This is a genomic window from Streptomyces sp. NPDC030296, from assembly GCF_055572815.1.
Window position 1 is genome coordinate 36,188 of sequence record NZ_JBVICQ010000025.1, and the last position, 19,618, is coordinate 55,805.

Consider the following 19,618-nt stretch of genomic DNA (forward strand, 5'->3'; position numbering starts at 1 on the left):
TCGCGCTGCTCGCTTCTCCCGTGCCGCCGTCTGCTGCTCCGTCGTCTGTGTGATGGGCGCCCTCGCGATCGCGTCGCATCCCGAGGGCGTCGGCGGCTCGGTCGAGGTGGGCGCCCAGGACGCCAAGTCCTCGCAGGAACCGGCCTCCCTGTACCGGTCGGGAACCCATGTGAGACCGCGGGCCGGGGCGCCCCGCGTTCCCCGTGACGTCTCCGCCGTGGCCTGGGTGGTGGCCGACGCCCGCAGCGGAGAGGTCCTCGCCGCGCACAACGCGCACCGCAAACTGCCCCCCGCGAGCACCCTCAAGACCCTGTTCGCGCTGACCGTGCTGCCGAGACTCCCCGGAGGGCTCAAGCACACCGTCAAGAGCAAGGAGCTCGCGGGCGTCGGCGAGGGAAGCAGCCTCGTCGGCGTCCAGGAGAACCGCACCTACCGCGTGGCCGACCTGTGGCGCGGTGTCTTCCTCAGCTCGGGCAACGACGCCGTGCACGTCCTCGCCTCCCTCAACGGCGGCTGGCGGGCCACCGCCGAACAGATGCAGGACAAGGCCCGCGCCCTGGGCGCCCACGACACCCACGTCGTCTCCCCCGACGGCTACGACGCCCGCGGCCAGGTCTCGTCGGCGTTCGACCTGGCGGTGTTCGGGCGGGCCGGACTGCGCAACGCGGAGTTCGCCGCGTACTGCGCCACCGCCACGGCGAAGTTCCCGGCGAGCGGCCGCTCGGGATACGGCATCCAGAACACCAACCGGCTGCTGACCGGCGCCGGCGTGGACCGCTATCCGGGCCTCATCGGCATCAAGAACGGCTACACCACCAACGCGGGCAACACCCTGGTCGCCGCCGCCGAACGGGGTGGGCGCACCCTCGTCGTCACGGTGATGCGGCCCCAGTCGGGCATCGGGTTCGCCGTGTACGAGGAGGCGCGCTCCCTGCTCGACTGGGGCTTCCGGGCCGCAGGGCGCGTCGACCCGGTCGGCTCCCTCCTGCCGCCGCGTCCGGCGGCCGCGCCTCAGCCCCGCCGCGCGTCGCCACCGCCCGCCCGCGAGAAGGACCAGGCCGCGGGGCTCGGCTGGTCGGAGGCGGGGGTGATCGCGGGCGCGGCCGGGGTCGGCGCGGCGGCCGTGTCGCTGTTCCTGCGACTCAGGGGGCGCCGGCGGCCGGGGGACTGACCGACGGGCAGCCCCAGCAGTAGACCCAGCGTGATCCACACATAGGTGTTCGACCCGACGAAGCCGGCCACGCCGGACGCGTCGTCGAACCACAGCCAGACGACGCTGCTGCACAGCAGCCCGTACAGGGCCGCCGTCAGAGGCAGCAACCGGCGGTGCCTCAGCAGCACCGCGAACGACGGCAGCAGCCAGACCAGATGGTGGACCCAGGTGATCGGGCTGACCAGGCACGCGGTCAGCCCGGTGACGGCGAACGCCGCCGTCCAGTCCCCGGCCCGCACCGCCGCACGGGCCCGCACGGCCCAGACGCCGAGCACCGCGAGCACGAGCAGCGCCCAGAGCGCGCGACTCGGTTCGTGAGGTGCGACCAGCCGGGCCAGGACGCCCTGCAAGGACTGGTTGGAGACGTAGTCGAGGCGGCCGACCCGGCTGGTGTCCCACAGCGCCTCGGTCCAGTAGAAGCGGGAGGGGGCCGGGGCGACCCAGGCCGCCGCCGCGGTGGCGGCCGCGGCGACGGCCGTCGCGAGCCCGGCGGCACGCCACCGCCGGGCGAGCAGGAGCAGCCCGATGAAGATCGCGGGCGTCAGCTTCACCGCCGCGGCCAGCCCGATCCCCGCGCCCGCCCACCGGCCCCGGCCGGTGGACAGCAGCCAGGCGTCGGCCAGCACCAGCGCCAGCAGCAGAAGGTTGACCTGGCCGAAGCTGACGGTGTCCCGGAACGGCTCGAACAGGGCGAGGGCGCACAGGACGAGGGAGGTGCCGAACCAGCCGTGGCGGCGCAGACGCGGCCCGGCGAGCACGAACAGCACCACCCCGAGCGCCACCAGATCGAGCCCCAGGCACAGCACGATCGCGGTGCGCAGCCCGACCCACGCCATGGGGAGCATCGCGACGGCGGCGAACGGCGGATACGTGAAGCCGTACGTCGTGCCCGGCACCCGGTAGTCGTAGACGCGACCACCGTGGTGGACCCAGGTGTCGACAGTGCCGTAATAGACGCGCAGGTCGAACCAGTCCCGCAGCAGCGGCACCGTCGCGGTGAACACGGTGACCGCCAGGGCCAGGCCGAGGACCAGCGCGACCCGGGCGCGGTCGGTGCGGGGCAGCAGCCGGTGCCGGCCGTCGGGGGCGCTCACGCGGTCCGCTCCAGCGCCGGTGCCAGGGACGCCTGGTGTGCCTGCCAGAGCACGACCACCGCGAGGACTCCCCCGCACACCGCCAGGGCGAGTTGCTCGGCGTCCGCCGGGTTCCCGCTCGGCAGGACGGCCAGCGCGAGCACCCCGGTGGCGGCCACGAGTCTGTGCTGCGCGGAGGTGTTCCGGGCCGCCGCGGCGATGAGGAACAGTCCCCACAGCGCGTACCAGGGGCGTATCGCCGGGCCGAGCACGGCCACCGCGGCGAGGCTGAGGCCGAGCGCGTGGACCGGGCCCGGCCGCAGACGGAGCCAGATGAAGAGGACGACGGTGAGCGTCACCACGAGGCCGGCGGCGCGCCAGACCGGGAGCGCGAACGGCGCCAGGTCGCTGCCGAGTCCGTGCAGCAGGTTCGTGGTGGCGCGGCCGAGGAGGGTGGTGGGCGACCAGTTGTGCGGGGAGACCGGGGTGCGCAGGGCGGCGATCCAGCCGTATCCCGTGCCGGTGAGGGCGGTCACGCCCGCGGTGGTGGCCGCGGCGACGGCGACCGTCGTGACGGTCGTCCGCACCCAGCCGGTCCGGCCGCGCATCACGACCACCGCGAGCAGGCCGAGCGCGGCGGGCGCCTTGACCAGCGCGGCGAGGGTGACGAGGACGACGCCGAGTGCGTAGCGGCGGCCCCGCGCGGCCACGAGGCCCACGCCGAGCAGGCCGAGCATCATGGCGTCGTTGTGCGCGCCGGCCACCAGATGGAGCAGAACGAGGGGGTTGAGGGCGCCGAGCCAGAGGGCGACGGCCGGATCACCGCCGTGGTGCCGGGCCAGCCGGGGCAGCGCCATCGCCATCAGGGCCACACCGAGCAGCGCCACCATCCGCATGCCGATCAGGCCCTCCGGTATCCGCCCCTCCGTCAGGGCGGACAGCGCGGAGGCCACGGCGAGGAAGACCGGGCCGTACGGGGTTGCCGTGTGCCGCCACACCGGGGCGACCTCCTCGGCGAGGGGTCCGCCGAGCCGTGCCGGCCCGTGGGCGTAGACGTCCATGTGGGCGTCGACCATGGCGCCCTGCGCGAGGTAGCTGTACACGTCCCGGCTGAACAGGGGCGGGGCCAGCAGCAGGGGGGCCGCCCAGACCAGCAGGACGAGCAGCAGGGCCCGGGGTGTGGGGGGTTCGGGGCCCCGGACGACCTGCCCGAGCAGGGCCCAGGCGGCGATCAGCAGGACGACGCCGAAGTACACGCAGACCAGGCCGAGCGCGCCGCGTCCGGAGGCCGGTGACAGCAGGTCGCGCGTGGGCAGGGCGCCGGCGGTCTCGCCGCCCAGGGCGAGGAAGGCGGTGCCGGCCAGGCCCAGGGCCTGGCAGCGGCGGAGATCGACGGGGAAAGCGACGGCCAACACTCGGGCAGCGTGTCAACGCCGAGTGGCGTCGAGGCGACGCCCTGTCTGCGGGACGGGGACCGCGACGCGACCGGCGGGTGATCTCGCGCGGACGGGACCGGGTGGTGCGCGGAGCGGCGGAACCGGGTGGTTCAGAAGACGGTGACCGGGTGGTTCGCAAGACGGTGACCGGGTGGTTCGCAAGACGGCGTGGCCCGGCCGTTCAGAAGACTGACAGGCCCGTCAGCGTCGTGAAGCGGTCCAGGGCCGCGACGCCCGCGACCGAGTTGCCCCGCTCGTCCAGCCCCGGGCTCCACACGCACAGGGTGCAGCGGCCCGGTACGACGGCGATGATGCCGCCGCCCACGCCGCTCTTGCCGGGCAGGCCGACGCGGTAGGCGAAGTCGCCCGCGGCGTCGTACGTGCCGCAGGTGAGCATGATCGCGTTGATCTGCTTGGCCTGGCTGCGGGTGAGCAGACGGGTGCCGTCGGCGCGGACGCCGTGGCGGGCGAGGAAGGTGGTGGCGAGGGCGAGGTCGGCGCAGGACGCGGTGAGGGAGCACTGGCGGAAGTACTGGTCGAGGAGGACCGGCACCGGGTTGTCGATGTTGCCGTACGACGCCATGAAGTGGCCGAGGGCGGCGTTGCGGTCGCCGTGCGCGGACTCGGAGCGGGCGATCTCGGCATCGAAGTCCAGCTCCGGGTTGCCGCTCTCCGCGCGGAGGAAGGCGAGCAGCTCGCCGGCCGCGTCGCCGGTGCGGCTGAGGAGGCGGTCGGTGACGACGAGGGCCCCCGCGTTGATGAACGGGTTGCGGGGGATGCCGTTCTCGTACTCCAGTTGCACCAGGGAGTTGAAGGGGTTGCCGGACGGCTCGCGGCCGACGTGCTCCCAGAGGGTGTCGCCCTCACGGGCCAGGTCGAGGGCGAGGGTGAAGACCTTGGTGATGGACTGCGTGGAGAACGGCTCCCGCCAGTCCCCCACGCCGTACACCGTGCCGTCGAGTTCCGCGACGGCCATGCCGAAGCGACGCGGATCGCGGGCCGCGAGCGCCGGGATGTAGTCGGCGGGGCGACCGCGGCCCGGGGTCCGCTCGATCTCCTCGGCGATGCGCTCCAGGACCGGCTGGAAGGTGAGGGACGACGTCGTTGTCATGATCACCATTGTGCCTCCTTTGTACCGGTCCCGGAGCATAGACCCAGGTCAGGGCCGTTCCCGCACGGGGTCAGGAGCGAAGGGCTCCACTGCCCGCGAGGACCTCGGGCCGCAGCAGCTGCTGGAGCCGTTCGGCGGGCAACAGGCCCTTCTCCTGGACGAGTTCGGCGACGCCCCGGCCGGTGGCGAGGGCCTCCTTGGCGATGTCGGTGGCCGCCGTGTAGCCGATGTGCGGGTTGAGGGCGGTGACCAGACCGATGGAGTTCTCCACCGCCGCGCGCAGCTCGTCGACGTTGGCGGTGATGCCGTCGACGCAGCGCTCGGCCAGGGTGAGGCAGGCCGCGCGCAGATGCGTGATGGACTCGGACAGGGAGTGCAGGATGATCGGTTCGAAGGCGTTGAGCTGGAGCTGGCCCGCCTCGGCGGCCATGGTGATGGTGACGTCGTTGCCGATCACCTCGAAGGCGACCTGGTTGACGACCTCGGGGATCACCGGGTTGACCTTGCCCGGCATGATCGACGAACCGGCCTGCACCGGCGGCAGGTTGATCTCGTTGAGCCCCGCGCGCGGCCCGGAGGACAGCAGCCGCAGATCGTTGCAGCTCTTGGACAGCTTCACCGCGATCCGCTTGAGCACCCCCGACATCTGCACGAACGCGCCGCAGTCCTGCGTCGCCTCGACCAGGTTGGCTGCGGTCACCAGCGGCAGCCCGGTGATGTCCGCGAGGTGCCGGCGCGCTGCTTCGGCGTATCCGGCGGGCGCGTTGAGGCCGGTGCCGATGGCCGTGGCACCGAGGTTGATCTCATGGATCAACTCGACCGCCTCGGAGAGCCGGGACCGGTCCTCCTCGATCATCACGGCGTACGCGGAGAACTCCTGCCCCAGCGTCATGGGGACCGCGTCCTGCAACTGGGTCCGGCCCATCTTGAGCACGTCGCGGAACTCGACCGCCTTGCGGGCGAAGGCGTCCTGGAGGACGGCCATCGCCTTGAGCAGTCCCCGTACCGCGAACACCGTCGCGATCTTCACCGCGGTCGGGTAGACGTCGTTGGTGGACTGGCCGAGGTTGACGTCCTCGTTGGGGTGCAGGAACCGGTACTCGCCCTTGGCGTGGCCGAGGAGTTCCAGCGCCCGGTTGGCGACGACCTCGTTGGCGTTCATGTTCGTCGACGTGCCCGCGCCGCCCTGCACGACGTCGACCACGAACTGCTCGTGCAGCTTGCCGTCGCGGATCTCCCGGCACGCGGCGACGATCGCCGCCGCCTTCTCGGGGGCGAGCAGGCCCAGTTCCTCGTTCGCCCGGGCGGCGGCCTCCTTCACCGCGGCCAGCGCCTCGATCAGATGCGGGTACGCGGAGATCGGCATGCCGGTGATCGGGAAGTTCTCCGTGGCGCGCAGGGTGTGGACACCCCAGTACGCGTCGGCGGGAACGTCCCGGTCGCCGAGCAGGTCGTGTTCGCTGCGGGTGACTGCGGCGGTCATCGCGGTACGGGTCCTCTTCTTTGAGGTTTGAGGTGGATCAGACGTACGAGGTGTTTCGGGCGTACGAGGTGGTCAGGCGTACGCGGAGGGGGTGAGGGGGTCCAGGGCGCGGGCCGGGCGGAGGTGGCCGACCACGTGGCCGCCGCCGAGCAGCGGGGCGCCCGCGAACTCGGCGAGGGCGACCGGGTCGACGCCGGCGCGGGCGAGGGCCGCCGCGGTGACGGGGACCCGGGCCCGGTCGGCGCCGTCGGCGATCTTCACGGCGACGGCGCGGCCGTCGGGGAGGGCGGCGACCTGGACGCCCTCGAAGCCGTCCTTGCTGAGCAGTCCGGACACGGCCCGCATCAGCGCGGCCACGTCGCGCCCGGCGCCGGAGGCCATCTCGGCGTGCTCGCGCATCGCGTCGGCGACCTGGCGCTCGGGGGTGCCCTCGGCGGCGGTGGTGATCCGGGCGAGGGCGCGGGCCAGGCCGTGCAGGGAGACGGAGAACAGGGGGGCGCCGCAGCCGTCGACGGTCACCCGGGCGATGGCCTGCCCGGTGAGGTCCTCGACGATCTCGGCGATGGCCTGCTGCAAGGGGTGCGCGGGGTCGACGTAGTCGTCGAGGGACCAGCCGTTGAGCTTGCAGGTGTGGAGCATGGCCGCGTGCTTGCCGGAGCAGTTCTGCGCGAGCCGGGAGGGCCCGCGCCCGTCCCGGATCCACGCGTCCCGCACGGCGGGGCCGTACGGCATGTCCGCGACGTTGCGCAGGTCGTCCTCGGTGGCGCCGGCCAGCTCCAGGATCTGCCGGGCTCCGGCGAGGTGGCGTTCCTCGCCGGAGTGGCTGGCCGCGGTCAGCGACAGCAGTGCGCCGTCCAGGGGCAGCCCGGCGCGCAGCATGGCCACGGCCTGGACCGGCTTGAGCGCCGACCGGGGGTAGAACGCCGCCTCGATGTCACCGAGTTGGAGTTCCACCTCCCCGTCGGCACCCAGCACCACGACGGAGCCGTAGTGGATGCCCTCGATGACCCCACCGCGTACGAGGTGGGCGACGGGGGCGTGGAGCGGCTCCCGGATCGCGGGGGCCGCGGCCACCGGAGCCGCGGGGGTACCCGGGGCGCCGGTGGTCGTGGGGTGGTACGTCACTGCCTGGTTCACGCATCCGCTCCGGTCGACTTCCGGGCGACACGGCCGCGTATGCCGTACCAGCCCGCCACGAGCGCGCCCACGATCAGCGGGACGCACAGCACCGTCGTGCGGCCCGCGCCGCCGTCGGCGTACATGAGGACCAGTACGGACGCGAGGAAGAAGAGCGTCACGAGTTCGGTCCAGGGGGAGCCCGGGAGCTGGTAGCTCGGCCGGGTCAGTTCGCCCTTCTTGGTCTTCTGCCAGAAGATCAGGTGGCAGATCATGATCATGCCCCAGGTGGAGATGATGCCGATCGCGGCGAAGTTGAGCACGATCTCGAACGCCTCGGCGGGGACCACGAAGTTGAGGCCGACGCCCAGGACGCAGATTCCGCTGGTGAGCAGGATGCCGCCGTAGGGGACCTGGCTGCGGCTCATCACGCCGGTGAACTTCGGGGCGGAGCCGGACATCGCCATCGAGCGCAGGATGCGGCCGGTGGAGTACAGACCCGAGTTGAGGGAGGACATCGCGGCGGTGAGGACGACCAGGTTCATGATGCCGCCGGCCGCGGGGACTCCGATGTTGGAGAGCACCGTCACGAAGGGGCTCTCGCCGGCCTTGTAGGAGGACCAGGGCAGCAGCATGGAGAGCAGGACCACGGAGCCGACGTAGAACAGGCCGACACGCCACATGATCGAGTTGATCGCCTTGGGCATGATCTTCTCGGGGTTCTCGGTCTCACCGGCGGCGACGCCGACCAGCTCGACGGAGGCGTAGGCGAAGACGACGCCCTGGATGATCAGCAGCATCGGCAGGATGCCGTTGGGGAAGACACCGCCGTTGTCGGTGATCAGGGCGGGGCCGGGGTTGTGGCCGTCGACGGGCTGCTGGGTGACCAGCAGGAAGATGCCGATGCACATGAAGACGACGAGCGCGCCGACCTTGATGATCGCGAACCAGAACTCCAGTTCGCCGAACATCTTCACCGAGATCAGGTTCACGGTGAGGACCACCGCGAGGGCGATGAGCGCGATCACCCACTGCGGTACGTCCGAGAACATGCCCCAGTAGTGGGTGTAGACGGCGACCGCGGTGATGTCGGCGATACCGGTGGTGGCCCAGTTCAGGAAGTACATCCAGCCCGCCGTGTACGCGCCCTTCTCGCCGAGGAACTCCCGGGCGTAGGACACGAAGGCACCGGACGAGGGCCGGTACAGGACCAGCTCGCCGAGGGCGCGGACGACGAGGAACGCGAAGACGCCGCAGACGGCGTACGCGATGAACAGGGAGGGGCCGGCGTCGGCCAGTCGGCCGCCGGCGCCCAGGAAGAGGCCGGTACCGATGGCACCGCCGATGGCGATCATGTTGACGTGCCGGGCCTTGAGGGACTTGCTGTAGCCCTCGTCGCCCGCGTCGACATGGGGTGCGGCCGGTGTGCGCGTCTCTTCTTTGAGGTGCTGCTCGCTCACGCCTCGGGTCCGCCTTCCGTGGAACTGGTCGTGCGTGGGGACCGCACGATGTCGGTGAGGGTGGTCTCGACGCGGTCGAGGTGGTGGGACATGGCCTCCACCGCGTCGTGTTCGGAACCGTCGATCAGTGCCTCGACGATGGCCCGGTGCTCCCGGTTGGACTGCTCGCGACGGCCGCCCAGTTCGTTGAGGAAGGCCGACTGACGCGCCAGTGCGTCCCGGATCTCCTCGATGACCCGGCGGAACACCGGGTTCTGGGCGGCCTCCGCCACGGCCAGGTGGAACAGCGTGTCCATCGCGACCCAGGCGGTGGTGTCGGTCTCCCGCTCCATCCGGTCCAGGAGGTGCGCCAGATGGTCCAGGTTCTCCGGGGTGCGGCGGACCGCCGCGTACCCGGCGACCGGGATCTCCACATGCCGACGCACTTCCAGCAGGTCACTCGCCGCGTAGTCGCCGAAGGTGGGGTCCTCGACGGCGTTCGCGATCACGAAGGTGCCCTTGCCGGTGCGGGACTGGGTCAGTCCCATCACCTGGAGGGCGCGCAGTGCCTCACGGAGCACCGGGCGGCTCACTTCGAGCTGCCGGCACAGCTCCGCCTCGGAGGGGAGCTTGTCACCGATGGCGTACTCGCCGCGCTCGATGGCGCCGCGAAGGTGGGTGAGCACCGCTTCCATGGCGCTGACGCGCCGGGGTGCCGAGCCACCTGTCTGGCTGTCTGACAGGTTCACGGGGGTGATCCTGCGGGTGACGGGACGGGGCTGTCAAGGGGTGCCGGGGTCGATCTTGGCGCTGGTCGGAGGGTGGGTCACCCTCCGACGGTCGGGCGCCGGGGCGTCGTCAGCCGAGGCCACCCGCCGCGAGCAGCCCGAACAGCAGCACACCGACGACGATCCGGTACGCCACGAAGACGTTGAGGGAGTTGTGGGTCACGAACCTCAGCAGCCAGGCCACCGAGGCGTATGCGACCGCGAACGAGACGGCCGTTCCCACGAGGAGCGGCGCGGCGCCCACGCCGGCCCCGAGGGCGTCCTTCAGCTCGTAGAGCCCGGCACCGGTCAGGGCCGGGATGCCGAGGAAGAAGGAGAGCCGGGTGGCGGCGACCCGGTCCAGGTCGAGCAGCAGCGCGGTGGACAGGGTGGCGCCCGAGCGGGAGAAGCCGGGGAACAGCAAAGCGAGGATCTGCGAACCGCCGACCAGCATCGCGTCCCGGAAGGAGGTGTCTGCCTCGCCGCGCTTGTGCCGTCCCACCCGCTCCGCGGCCCACATGGCCGCGCTACCGCCGATCAGCGACCCGGCCACCACCCACAACGAGGCGAGCGGCCCCTCGATCAGCGGCTTGGCGAGCAGCCCGACGAGCACGACGGGAACGGTCGCGGCGATCACCCACCAGGCGAACCGGTAGTCGTGGTTCTCCCGCTCCCCCGCGTCGCGAAGTCCCCGGAGCCAGGCTCCGCAGATCCGCGCGATGTCCTTGCGGAAGTACACGAGCACCGCGGCGATGGCGCCGACCTGGATGACCGCGGAGAACCCGACGACCGCGCGGTCCTCGACCTGGATCCCCATGAGCCCCTCGGTGATCTTCAGATGGCCCGTGGAGGACACCGGCAGGAACTCGGTCACCCCTTCCACCGCTCCGAGGACGACGGCCTGACCGACGGTGATGGCGCTCATGTGGTCCAGTTCTGCTCAGCGGAGGACGCGACGACAGGCAGTGTCGTACTACAGCCGGGTAAGGGCCCCGAACAGCTGGACGAGTGCCCGGCTCAGGTCCAGAGGGCCTCCGCCAGTGCCACGCCGGCGAAGGCCGCGCCCAGCCCCGCCGCGACGCTTCCGATCACGTACAGGGCGGCGTGGAGGCGGGCGCCGTCCTGGGCGAGCCGTAGGGTCTCGTAGGAGAAGGTCGAGTAGGTGGTGAGCGCCCCGCAGAGTCCGGTGCCGAGGAGAAGTCGCAGGTCGGAGCCGGCGGCGCCGGCGGCCACGGCGCCGGTGAGCACACCGAGGACGAGGGAGCCGGCGACGTTGACGGTGAAGGTGCCCCAGGGGAAGACCGTGTCGTGCCGGGACTGCACGGCCCGGTCGGTGAGATAGCGCAGCGGTGCGCCGACCATGCCGCCGACGACGACCAGCACCCAGTTCACGACGTTCTCTTACCTTCCTCATGTGTTCCGGAGGGGCCGGCCGGGGCGACGACCTCGCACGCGTCGAGCGTCACCAGCCCGTCGGGGACCAGGTCCGCCAGCTCCGGCAGGAAGGCCCGCACGCGTTCCTCGGTGTCGACGACGACCACCGCGACGGGAAGTTCCTCGCTGAGCGACAGCAGACGTGAGGTGTGGACGACCGAGGAGGCGCCGAAGCCCTCGATACCCCGGAACACGCTCGCGCCGGCGAGACCCGCCGTGTGCGCCCGGTGCACGATCTCGCTGTAGAGCGGCCGGTGGTGCCAGGTGTCCTGCTCACCGATCAGGACGGTCAGGCGCAGGGCCGGTCCGGTGAGCCGGGGCCGCGTCCGGTGGTCCGCCCTGTCAGGGGTGTCAGGGGTGCCAGGGGTCATCGTCGCCTCCGTGCCAGGATCAGGCGTGCCGTGGTGGCCGCGAGCCAGACCGCCGCGAGGGCGGCCAGGAGGGTCGCGGCGAGATAGGCGAGGGCGGTGCGGGGGTTGCCCTCGCCGACCAGGTTCCGGATGTCGACGGCGTAGGTCGAGAAGGTGGTGAAGCCCCCGAGGACTCCGGTGCCGACGAAGGGCCGGACCAGACGGTGGGCCGCCCACACGTCGGTGATCACCACCATGAAGAGGCCGATGACGAAGCAGCCGACGACGTTCACCCAGAACGTGGTCCAGGGGAAGCCGGTGGCCTCGGTGGGCCAGAGCAGGGAGGCGCCGTAGCGGGCGGTCGCGCCGATGCCGCCGCCGACGGCGACCACCGCGACGACGGGCCCCTGGCCGTGCCACGGGGACGGCCGGCGGGCGGGGATCCGCGGGGCGGCGGGGGCCTCGGCGGCTTCGGCCCTGCCGGAGTGCGGGACTGTCATGTGCGTACGTCTCCTACTCGCGTCCGCACCGCCGCGCCGCCCGGCGGATCGCGGCTGATCGACAGCGTAACGCGGGTGTCGGACGGCGGCTCAGTCGCCCGCCCCCGGCAGCTCGCACACCGCGACGCCGCGTTCCCACAGGCTGCCCAGGACGAGGCGGCCGTCGGCCACGCAGGCACTGGTGACCATGCGGAACCGGGAGTGGCGGTCGACGGCCGTGTGGACGATCCCGCCCCGGTCGTCGACGGTGACGACCCCGGCGAAGCCGAGGGGGCGGTACGGCGCCCGCACCGCGACCCGGCTCGCGGCCCGGCGCACGGCGGGTCGGGCGCGGTGGAGCAGGTCGAGCGCGGCGATGCGCGGGCCGGCGAGCGCCACCCGGATCAGCCCGTCGGGGCCGCGCCACATGTTGTCGGGCGAGCCCGGCAGGTCCTCGACGAACGGTTCGGCGGTGCCCGCCCCCGGTCCGGTGAGCCGGTGGCGGAGGAGCCGCCGGGCACCGGTCTCCGCGACCACGAGGAACGACTCGTCGGCGGAGGGAGCGAGGCCGTTGGCGAACTGCAACCCGTCGAGGACCACCTCGGGCTCCTTCTCCCCCGGTGCGAGGCGCAGCAGTCGCCCGGTCCCCGTGTGTTCGACGATGTCGCCGATCCACCGGTCGAGGGGGTAGCGGCGGGTGGAGACGGTGAAGTAGACCGTTCCGTCGGTGAGGGCCACCACGTTGCTGCAGAACCGCAGCCGCTCGCCGCCCGCCTCGTCGGCGAGGACGCGGACGGTGCCGTCGCCGGTGGTGACCCGGAGCAGGCCCCGCTCGGCGTCGCACACCAACAGGTCCCCGTCGGGCAGGAGTTCGAGGCCGAGCGGCCTGCCGCCGGTGTCGGCGATCGTCTCGACGCGGGCCCGCCCCGGTTCGGCGAGGCCCTCCAGCCTGAGGACGCGGCCGTCCTCGACGCCGGTCAGCACCCGGCCCCGGTCGTCGGCGACGACGTCCTCGGGTCCGCGTCCGCCGATCCCGACGAACGCGCGCGGTACGAGGCCGGTGCCCCCTCCGTGCGTGGTACGCGTCGTACCCGCCATGTCGCCTCCCGGTGGTCGTCCGTTGTGGTGAACCGGTCATGGTGAACCGGTCGTGTGGACCGGTCGTGTGGACCGGTCGTGTGGACCGGTCACGGTCGTCCGGTTGTGGTGGTCCTGAGGTCGGTGGCCCATCCTCGCAGGCGGTCGCTTCCGTGTCCGCCACCTCGGGTTAGGTTGGGCCCCACCGATCGAAGAGGTTGTGCCGTGCCCGCTCGCCCCCGCCTGCTGTACGTGACGGATCTGGCCTACCCGGCCCGCGGCCGGCGTTACGGCGACGAGGACGTCTTCCTCACCTCACGGTTGCGCGCGCAGTTCGACCTCGCCCTGTGCCACCCGCTGGACGCGGCGGCCCTCATGGACGGCTTCGACGCCGTCGTGGTCCGCAACAGCGGGCCCGTGCTGCACTACCGGCGGGAGTACGACGCCTTCCGCGAGCGGGCGGCGGCCAGTGGCACCCCGGTCTACAACCCGCTGACCGGCCGGGGCGACATGGACGGCAAGCAGTATCTGCTCGACCTCACACGGGCCGGATTCCCGGTGATCCCCACCGTCGACCGGCCCGAGGACCTCGTCCGGCTGCCCGAGGCCGACGTGTATGTGGCGAAGCCGAGGGCCGGCGCCGACTCGATCGGCCTGCGCTTCGTGCCCGAAGCCGAGCTGGCGGACCTGACCTGGGACGACGTGCTGGTGCAGCCGCGCGTCGACTTCCGCTACGAGGTGTCCTTCTTCTACGTGGACGACACCTTCCAGTACGCCCTGCACGCCCCCGACCCCGAGCGGCGCTGGGTGCTGGAGCCTTATGCGCCTACGGAGGCCGACCTGGCCTTCGCCCGGCGGTTCATCGACTGGAACACCCTCGACCACGGCATCCAGCGGGTGGACGCGTGCCGGATCCGGGAGGGCGATCTGCTGCTGGTCGAGTTGGAGGACCTCAACCCGTATCTGTCCCTGGACCGCGTCCCCGAGTCCACCAGGGACGCCTTCGTCGAGGCCGTGGCCGGCTCCCTGCACGGCTTCCTGCGCGCCGCCGGCCGCTGAACGGCCGGAGGGGGCCGTACGTCGAGACGCCGGGCTTTCCCGTCCGGCGACGGTGCTGCCGGCCGGTCCGGGGTGGCCGGGAGTCGACGTCCAGGTGAACTCGCGACCCGCACGGAACCGCGTCCTGCCACAGTGGTGTAACAGCGGCTCCGCGGTGCAACTCCCGCCCCACCCCGTCGGTCGAACCCGGTGTGTCGCACACCTGCGCCGCGGCGGAACCGGTGCCGCCCGGCGCGACTCCTCCAGTCCCGACCGAACTCGGAGTTGACCCGTGCCCAGGAAGTCCCCGCACACCCGGCTCGTCGCCACCGCCGCCCTCCTGCTCACCGCGGGCGCCCTGTCCGCGCCCGCCGCCGCGGCAAAGCCCTCGGGCGCCTCTCCCGGCGACGCCTACGTGCTGAACGTCAGCACCAACCCGACCAGCACCGGCTACGACAAACGCCGCGTCGACGTCACCGGCACCGTCACCAAGGCCGACGGCACCCCGGCACCCGACATCCCCGTCACCGTCCAGGAGGTCATCCGCTTCACCACCTGGAACCCGTGGGGCGACCCGATCGACCCCAACTACTACGAGCCGCGTGACCTGGGCAAGCCGGTCACCGACGCCAACGGCAAGTTCACCATCCGCAACGTGAACATCGACCACATGTCCGGCAGCAGCCTGCTCAACGCCCAGCGCAACGTGGACATCACGGCCTTCTACGACGAGGACGGCGACCTCAACACCCCGCAGGACGGCTACTACGCCGACACCGGCGTGACCACCAGAGCCAAGACCAGCTCCGTCAGTTACAAGGTCAACAAGAAGAAGGTGAAGGCGGGCGACATCCTCACCGTTCAGGGCAAGGTCACCCTGCCCAAGGGGATCGAGCCCGGGGGCACCGAAGTCTTCCTGCAGACCAACTGGGAGAGCCAGTACGACGTGAGGACGACCACCGAGGACGACGGCTTCTTCGTGATGTCCGTGCGCGTCTCGGGCTACGACGACACGTTCGCGCTGCGCACGGCTCCGCGGGACTTCTACGTGGCGGGCGCGCACAAGAAGCTCCCGATCACCAACACCTCGCTGCCGCGTCCGTAGCCCCGGCGACGGGTCACCACCGCGCACGGTGGTGACCCGTCTCTCCTGGAACGCGGTCCGAGGGGCCCTTCCGGCCGTCAGTTGAAGATGTCCAGGAGGTCCGTCCAGGAGCCGGCGTCGTCCGCTGGGCGGGCCCGTATCGGACGCGGCTGCGGGTACGTTTCCGCGGCCGCCCTCGCCCGGACGATGTCCGGTCCGCCGCACGCCGCGACCGCGAAGGCGCCGAAGACCTTGGCGAACGCGGCCGGGTCGCGAAACTCCACGCCGAACGCCCGGCCGTCCTGCAAGGGGACCCACACCACCCGGTCCAACCGTGGCCAGTCCAGCACCGGCCGGTCGTCCGCGGTCGACCGCCCCTCCAGCCACAGCCTCGCCACGTGCAGCAGGTTCACCTTCTCCATCGGCAGCCGCTTGCGCCTGACCCGCAGTTCACGCGTCGTCAGCACGACCCGCTGGTCCTTCTTCGGATACCAGACGACGCCGACCCCGAACGGCACCCACAGCAGGACCCCGATCATCGGCCAGACGAGGGCGTCGCCCCATGACCGGACCAGTCCGCCGTCCAACAGGTACAGGGCCCCGAAGACCAGCACCCACTTCATCGTCATCCGCCAGAACCCGGTCCCCTGCCGGTAGAGGACCCGCCGCTTCGTCGTCATCGCCATACCCGCACGCTATCCATCTCCCCCCGGCCACCGGCAAAGCCGACTCCCCCGCGGCAGCCCCGGTTCGATCCCTCGTGCTAGCGGTGGCTGAACCACGCCATCGCCGGGAGCGGCCTGTCGTCGTAGCCGAACAGCGCCTGGTTCTCCCAGCCGTTCCCGGAGGACGCGTCCGTGGGGTCCCAGCCGTTGCCGTTGACGGCGGTCCAGGTCGACTCCCAGTAGAAGACCCCCAGGCCGCGGCCGTTCGGCACGGCCTCGACGATGCCGGCGACGTCCTTCATCCACCGCGTCTGACCGGCGGTGGTGGCCGGGTAGCCGGACACCAGCTCGCTCGGCACGTCGATGATGTTCTCGTGGGCGTCCTCGCTGTCGAGGCGGAACGGGTAGGCCGTCTCGGCGAGGAACACCGGCTTGGCGTAGCGGGAGGCCGCGTCGTCGAGGGTGCTCTGGAAGTCGGCGAGGGTGCCGTGCCAGTAGCCGTAGTAGGACAGGCCGATGACGTCGAACCTCACGCTGTTGGCTACGGCGTTGTCGAACCACCAGCGGGTGCCGGACAGGTCACCGCCCTTGGCGAGGTGCAGCGCCACCTGGGTGGAGGAGTCGACCGCCTTGACCGCGTCGTAGCCGGAGTTGAGCAGTCCGGCGAGCTGCGGCCAGTTGGCGGTGGAGCCCGCGTTCCACAGCATGCCGCCGTTGATCTCGTTGCCGATCTGGACCATGTCGGCCGTGGTGCCCTGGGACTTGAGGGCGCTCAGGACGTCGTGGGTGTGGTGGTAGACGTCCGTCCGCAGCTGGCTGTAGGAGTGGCCGGTCCACGCGGACGGCACGGTCTGGGCGCCGGGGTCGGCCCAGGTGTCCGAGTAGTGGAAGTCGACCAGCAGCTTCATGCCCTGCGCCTTGACGCGCTTGGCGGCGGTGAGCACGCGTGCCTTGTTGTTGTAGCCGTCGGCGGGGTTCACCCAGACCTTCAGGCGCGCCCAGTTCTGGCCGGCGCCCTTGAGGATGGCGAGGGCGTCGCCCGCGGTGCCGTAGCTGTTGCGGTAGACGCCGCCCTTGGCCTCGCTCTTGACGAGCGACGACACGTCGGAGCCCTTGATGGACAGGCCCGTCCTGCCGGAGGTGAAGGTGAGGTCGTCGACGTTGAGCCAGTTGCCCGCGTTGGCGTCGGAGTTGACGCTGATGGTGCACTGGTTGTTGGTGACCGCGATCGAGGTGACGATCCGGATCCAGCCACTGGCGGAGACCGGGATGTCGGTGCGCTGCTCGGCGCTGCCGCAGTTCTTCAGGGCGAGGTACGCGGATTTCTGGCCGCCGCCGGACCGCACCCAGGCGGTGAGCTTGTAGTTCCCGTTGGTCAGCCCGGACAGGTACTGGTAGGTCTCCACCTTGTACGCGGACGGCGACCAGTGGGAGAGGCGGTAGCTCCCGCCGTGGCCACCGGGCTCGGTGAAGGAGGCGGAGTTCTGCCCGGCCGCCGAGTACGTGGACCAGCCGGCCGGGGTCGCGGTGCCCGTGCCGTCGGACTCGAAGCCCCCGTTGGTCAGGGTGGAGGCCGCGTGGGCGGAACCGGCGGGCACTGCAGTGAGCGTCAGGCCCGCGAACAGCGGTATGAGCAGGGCCCTGAGGGCGTGTCTCGCGTGGAACATCGTCGTCCCTTCGACGAAGGCGGGGACCCGGTCGCGCGGTGCGAGGGGCGGCGTCGCGCCCGAAGGCCGTGGGCGCGGCGCCGCCGTGACCGACCGGACGTCCCCAGGAATCCGGCCGGTGTTCGGGGGGCGGTCAGGGGCCGAGTCGGACGACCCTGACGCCGCCGGCGGGGACGGCGAGGTGGCCCGCCGCGCGTTCGCCGGTGAGGAGTTCGGTGCCGTCGCCGTCCAGCGGCACCTTCGCGTCGAGCGCGGTGTGGTTGACCGCGAAGAGGAAGTCGCCCGACTCGCCGGTGCGGCGCACCACCTCGACGTCGCGCGGCAGTTCGGCGGGGGGCGCGATGCCCGCGTCGTCGGCGGCCCAGCCGAGCAGCGCGTCGAGGCCGTGCGCGTCGAGGCGGGTCGACACGTACCAGGCGGAGCCCTCCCCCAGCCGGTGCCGGGTGACGGCGGGCCGGTCGGCGGTGAGCCCGTCGGCGTACGTCCAGACCGTCTCGGCGCCGTCCGGCACCACGAACTCGGTCCACACGTCACCGGTCAGCTCGGAGCCGTCGGGCCCGGTGATCCGTACGCTCTCCCCGGCGAGCAGCGGCGAGAACTCCTCCACCGTCAGGCCGAGGACCTCGCGCAGGGCGCCGGGATAGGGGCCCTCGTGGACGGCGTCGTGCTCGTCGACGATCCCCGAGAAGTACGACACGACGAGGGTGCCGCCGTTCTCGACGTACGCCGTGAGGTTGTCCCGCGCGGCCTCGGTCATCAGGTAGAGCGCGGGAACGACGACAAGGGGATAGGCCGACAAGTCGGCTTCCGGGTGGGCGAAGTCGACCGTCAGGTGGCGGTCGTAGAGGGCCTCGTAGAAGGCGTCGGCGCGTTCGCGGGCGTCGTGGTCCACGCTGGGGCGCCACTGGAGGTTCTGCGCCCACCAGGAGTGCCAGTCCCACAGGACGGCCACGTCGGCGACGGTGCGGCTGCCGCGGATCCGGCTTAGCGAGTCGAGGGACGCGCCGAGTTCGACGACCTCGCGCCACACCCGCGAGTCGGTGCCGGCCTGCGGCAGCATCGCCGAGTGGAACTTCTCGGCGCCGCGCCGGGACTGCCGCCACTGGAAGAACATGGCGCCGTCGGAGCCGCGCGCCACATGGGCGAGGGAGTTGCGGGCCATCTGGCCGGGTGCCTTGGCGGGGTTGCGGGCCTGCCAGTTGACGCCGGAGGTGGAGTGCTCCAGGAGCAGCCAGGGGGCGCCGCCGGCGACGGACCGGGTGAGGTCGGCGGCCATCGCGAGGTTCACATGGGTGCGGCGGCCGTCGGTGATCAGGTAGTGGTCGTTGGTGACGAGGTCGACCTCGCGGCCCCAGGCCCAGTAGTCGAGGGAGTCGCACTGGCTGAGGGCGGTCATGAAGTTGGTGGTGACGGGGATGCCGGGGGCGAGGCGGTGCAGGATGTCCCGCTCCCGGACGAAGTTCTCGCGGATGGTGTCGTCGGCGAACCGCTTGTAGTCGAGGGCCTGGCCGGGGTTGCCGACGGTGGGCGACACGCGCGGCGGGTTGATCTGTGCGAAGTCGGTGTAGTGCTGGCCCCAGAAGGCGGTGCCCCAGGCCTCGTTGAGCGCCGCGACGTCGCCGTACCTGCGCTCCAGCCAGCGGCGGAAGTGCGCGGCGCACGTGTCGCAGTAGCAGGCGGAGACGGGCACGCCGTACTCGTTGTGCACGTGCCACAGGGCGAGCGCGGGGTGGCCGGCGTAGCGCTCGGCGAGCCGGGTCGTGATGTTGGCGGCGGCGGCGCGGTAGTCGGGGTTGCTGTGGCAGATGGCGCCGCGCGAGCCGAACTCGTAGCGGGTGCCGTCGGCGGCCACGGGCAGCGCCTCGGGGTGCTCCCGGTAGAACCACACCGGCGGTACGACGGTGGGGGTGCCGAGGTCGGCGCGGATGCCGTGCTCGTGGAGCAGGTCGAGCAGCCGGTCCAGCCAGGCGAAGTCGTACACGCCTCGGGAGGTCTCCAGCAGGGCCCAGGAGAAGATGCCGACGCTGACCATGGTGACGCCCGCCTCGCGCATCAGCCGCACATCCTCGTGCCAGACGGTTTCCGGCCACTGCTCCGGGTTGTAGTCCCCACCGAAGGCGAGCCTGGTGAGGCCCGTGGGGGTGGTCTCCGGCATGGATCTCTCCCGTTTTGGCAATCGTATGGGA

General features: G+C 71.8%; 17 protein-coding genes and 1 pseudogene. 3 read left to right on the forward strand and 15 right to left on the reverse strand.

Annotation, left to right across the window (positions count from 1 at the left end):
- Positions 1–52: 52 nt before the first annotated feature.
- A pseudogene (locus ACZ4Z3_RS39595) lies at positions 53–826 on the forward strand (D-alanyl-D-alanine carboxypeptidase family protein); the annotation flags it as partial.
- A 185-nt stretch (positions 827–1,011) separates the two neighbouring features.
- Here the strand turns inward: ACZ4Z3_RS39595 and ACZ4Z3_RS39600 are convergent.
- The 12 genes from ACZ4Z3_RS39600 to ACZ4Z3_RS39655 form a co-directional block, all read right to left on the reverse strand.
- Positions 1,012–2,307, reverse strand: a complete 1,296-nt coding sequence (locus ACZ4Z3_RS39600) for a glycosyltransferase 87 family protein (RefSeq protein ID WP_468505602.1) — start codon at positions 2,305–2,307, stop codon at positions 1,012–1,014.
- Entirely contained in the window at positions 2,304–3,701 is a 1,398-nt protein-coding gene (mptB, locus tag ACZ4Z3_RS39605; RefSeq protein WP_468505603.1) for a polyprenol phosphomannose-dependent alpha 1,6 mannosyltransferase MptB, read from the reverse strand. The genes ACZ4Z3_RS39600 and mptB overlap by 4 nt, the downstream gene beginning before the upstream one ends.
- A 202-nt stretch (positions 3,702–3,903) precedes the next feature.
- Positions 3,904–4,842 carry a glutaminase gene (locus ACZ4Z3_RS39610; RefSeq protein WP_468505604.1) on the reverse strand — a complete coding sequence of 313 codons (939 nt, stop codon included), beginning with the start codon at positions 4,840–4,842 and terminating at the stop codon, positions 3,904–3,906.
- Positions 4,843–4,903: 61 nt separating this feature from the next.
- Positions 4,904–6,316, reverse strand: coding sequence for an aspartate ammonia-lyase (gene aspA / locus ACZ4Z3_RS39615; protein ID WP_468505605.1), 1,413 nt, complete (start codon positions 6,314–6,316; stop codon positions 4,904–4,906).
- 72 nt (positions 6,317–6,388) lie between these two features.
- On the reverse strand, positions 6,389–7,441 hold the full coding sequence (locus tag ACZ4Z3_RS39620; RefSeq protein ID WP_468505625.1) for an asparaginase: 1,053 nt from the start codon (positions 7,439–7,441) through the stop codon (positions 6,389–6,391).
- Between the two features lie 8 nt (positions 7,442–7,449).
- A complete protein-coding gene (locus tag ACZ4Z3_RS39625) occupies positions 7,450–8,892 on the reverse strand; it encodes an amino acid permease (RefSeq protein ID WP_468505606.1) in 1,443 nt (480 codons plus the stop codon).
- Positions 8,889–9,566, reverse strand: a complete 678-nt coding sequence (locus tag ACZ4Z3_RS39630) for a FadR/GntR family transcriptional regulator (RefSeq protein ID WP_055714253.1) — start codon at positions 9,564–9,566, stop codon at positions 8,889–8,891. Before ACZ4Z3_RS39630 ends, ACZ4Z3_RS39625 begins: the two co-directional genes overlap by 4 nt.
- Positions 9,567–9,729: 163 nt before the next feature.
- A complete protein-coding gene (locus ACZ4Z3_RS39635; RefSeq protein WP_468505607.1) occupies positions 9,730–10,563 on the reverse strand; it encodes an undecaprenyl-diphosphate phosphatase in 834 nt (277 codons plus the stop codon).
- Positions 10,564–10,655: 92 nt separating this feature from the next.
- Positions 10,656–11,030, reverse strand: a complete 375-nt coding sequence (gene crcB, locus ACZ4Z3_RS39640) for a fluoride efflux transporter CrcB (protein ID WP_468505608.1) — start codon at positions 11,028–11,030, stop codon at positions 10,656–10,658.
- The gene (locus tag ACZ4Z3_RS39645) at positions 11,027–11,443 is read right to left on the reverse strand and encodes a DUF190 domain-containing protein (protein WP_468505609.1); all 417 of its coding nucleotides are present in this window, start codon (positions 11,441–11,443) and stop codon (positions 11,027–11,029) included. The genes crcB (ACZ4Z3_RS39640) and ACZ4Z3_RS39645 overlap by 4 nt, the downstream gene beginning before the upstream one ends.
- Positions 11,440–11,922 (reverse strand): fluoride efflux transporter CrcB, encoded by a 483-nt coding sequence (gene crcB, locus ACZ4Z3_RS39650; protein ID WP_468505610.1) that lies wholly within the window; start codon positions 11,920–11,922, stop codon positions 11,440–11,442. The genes ACZ4Z3_RS39645 and crcB (ACZ4Z3_RS39650) overlap by 4 nt, the downstream gene beginning before the upstream one ends.
- A 90-nt stretch (positions 11,923–12,012) precedes the next feature.
- Positions 12,013–12,999 carry an SMP-30/gluconolactonase/LRE family protein gene (locus tag ACZ4Z3_RS39655; protein ID WP_468505611.1) on the reverse strand — a complete coding sequence of 329 codons (987 nt, stop codon included), beginning with the start codon at positions 12,997–12,999 and terminating at the stop codon, positions 12,013–12,015.
- 204 nt (positions 13,000–13,203) lie between these two features.
- On the opposite strand from ACZ4Z3_RS39655, the gene ACZ4Z3_RS39660 reads away from it, so the two are divergent.
- Positions 13,204–14,037 (forward strand): ATP-grasp domain-containing protein, encoded by an 834-nt coding sequence (locus ACZ4Z3_RS39660; RefSeq protein ID WP_468505612.1) that lies wholly within the window; start codon positions 13,204–13,206, stop codon positions 14,035–14,037.
- 271 nt (positions 14,038–14,308) lie between these two features.
- Positions 14,309–15,121 (forward strand): acyl carrier protein, encoded by an 813-nt coding sequence (locus tag ACZ4Z3_RS39665; protein ID WP_468505613.1) that lies wholly within the window; start codon positions 14,309–14,311, stop codon positions 15,119–15,121.
- A gap of 77 nt (positions 15,122–15,198) precedes the next feature.
- Here the strand turns inward: ACZ4Z3_RS39665 and ACZ4Z3_RS39670 are convergent, their stop codons facing one another.
- The 3 genes from ACZ4Z3_RS39670 to ACZ4Z3_RS39680 form a co-directional block, all read right to left on the reverse strand.
- Positions 15,199–15,786, reverse strand: a complete 588-nt coding sequence (locus ACZ4Z3_RS39670; RefSeq protein WP_468505614.1) for a hypothetical protein — start codon at positions 15,784–15,786, stop codon at positions 15,199–15,201.
- 77 nt (positions 15,787–15,863) lie between these two features.
- Positions 15,864–17,432, reverse strand: a complete 1,569-nt coding sequence (locus ACZ4Z3_RS39675) for a glycoside hydrolase family 53 protein (RefSeq protein ID WP_468505615.1) — start codon at positions 17,430–17,432, stop codon at positions 15,864–15,866.
- Between the two features lie 133 nt (positions 17,433–17,565).
- The gene (locus ACZ4Z3_RS39680; RefSeq protein WP_468505616.1) at positions 17,566–19,587 is read right to left on the reverse strand and encodes a beta-galactosidase; all 2,022 of its coding nucleotides are present in this window, start codon (positions 19,585–19,587) and stop codon (positions 17,566–17,568) included.
- Positions 19,588–19,618 lie beyond the last annotated feature (31 nt).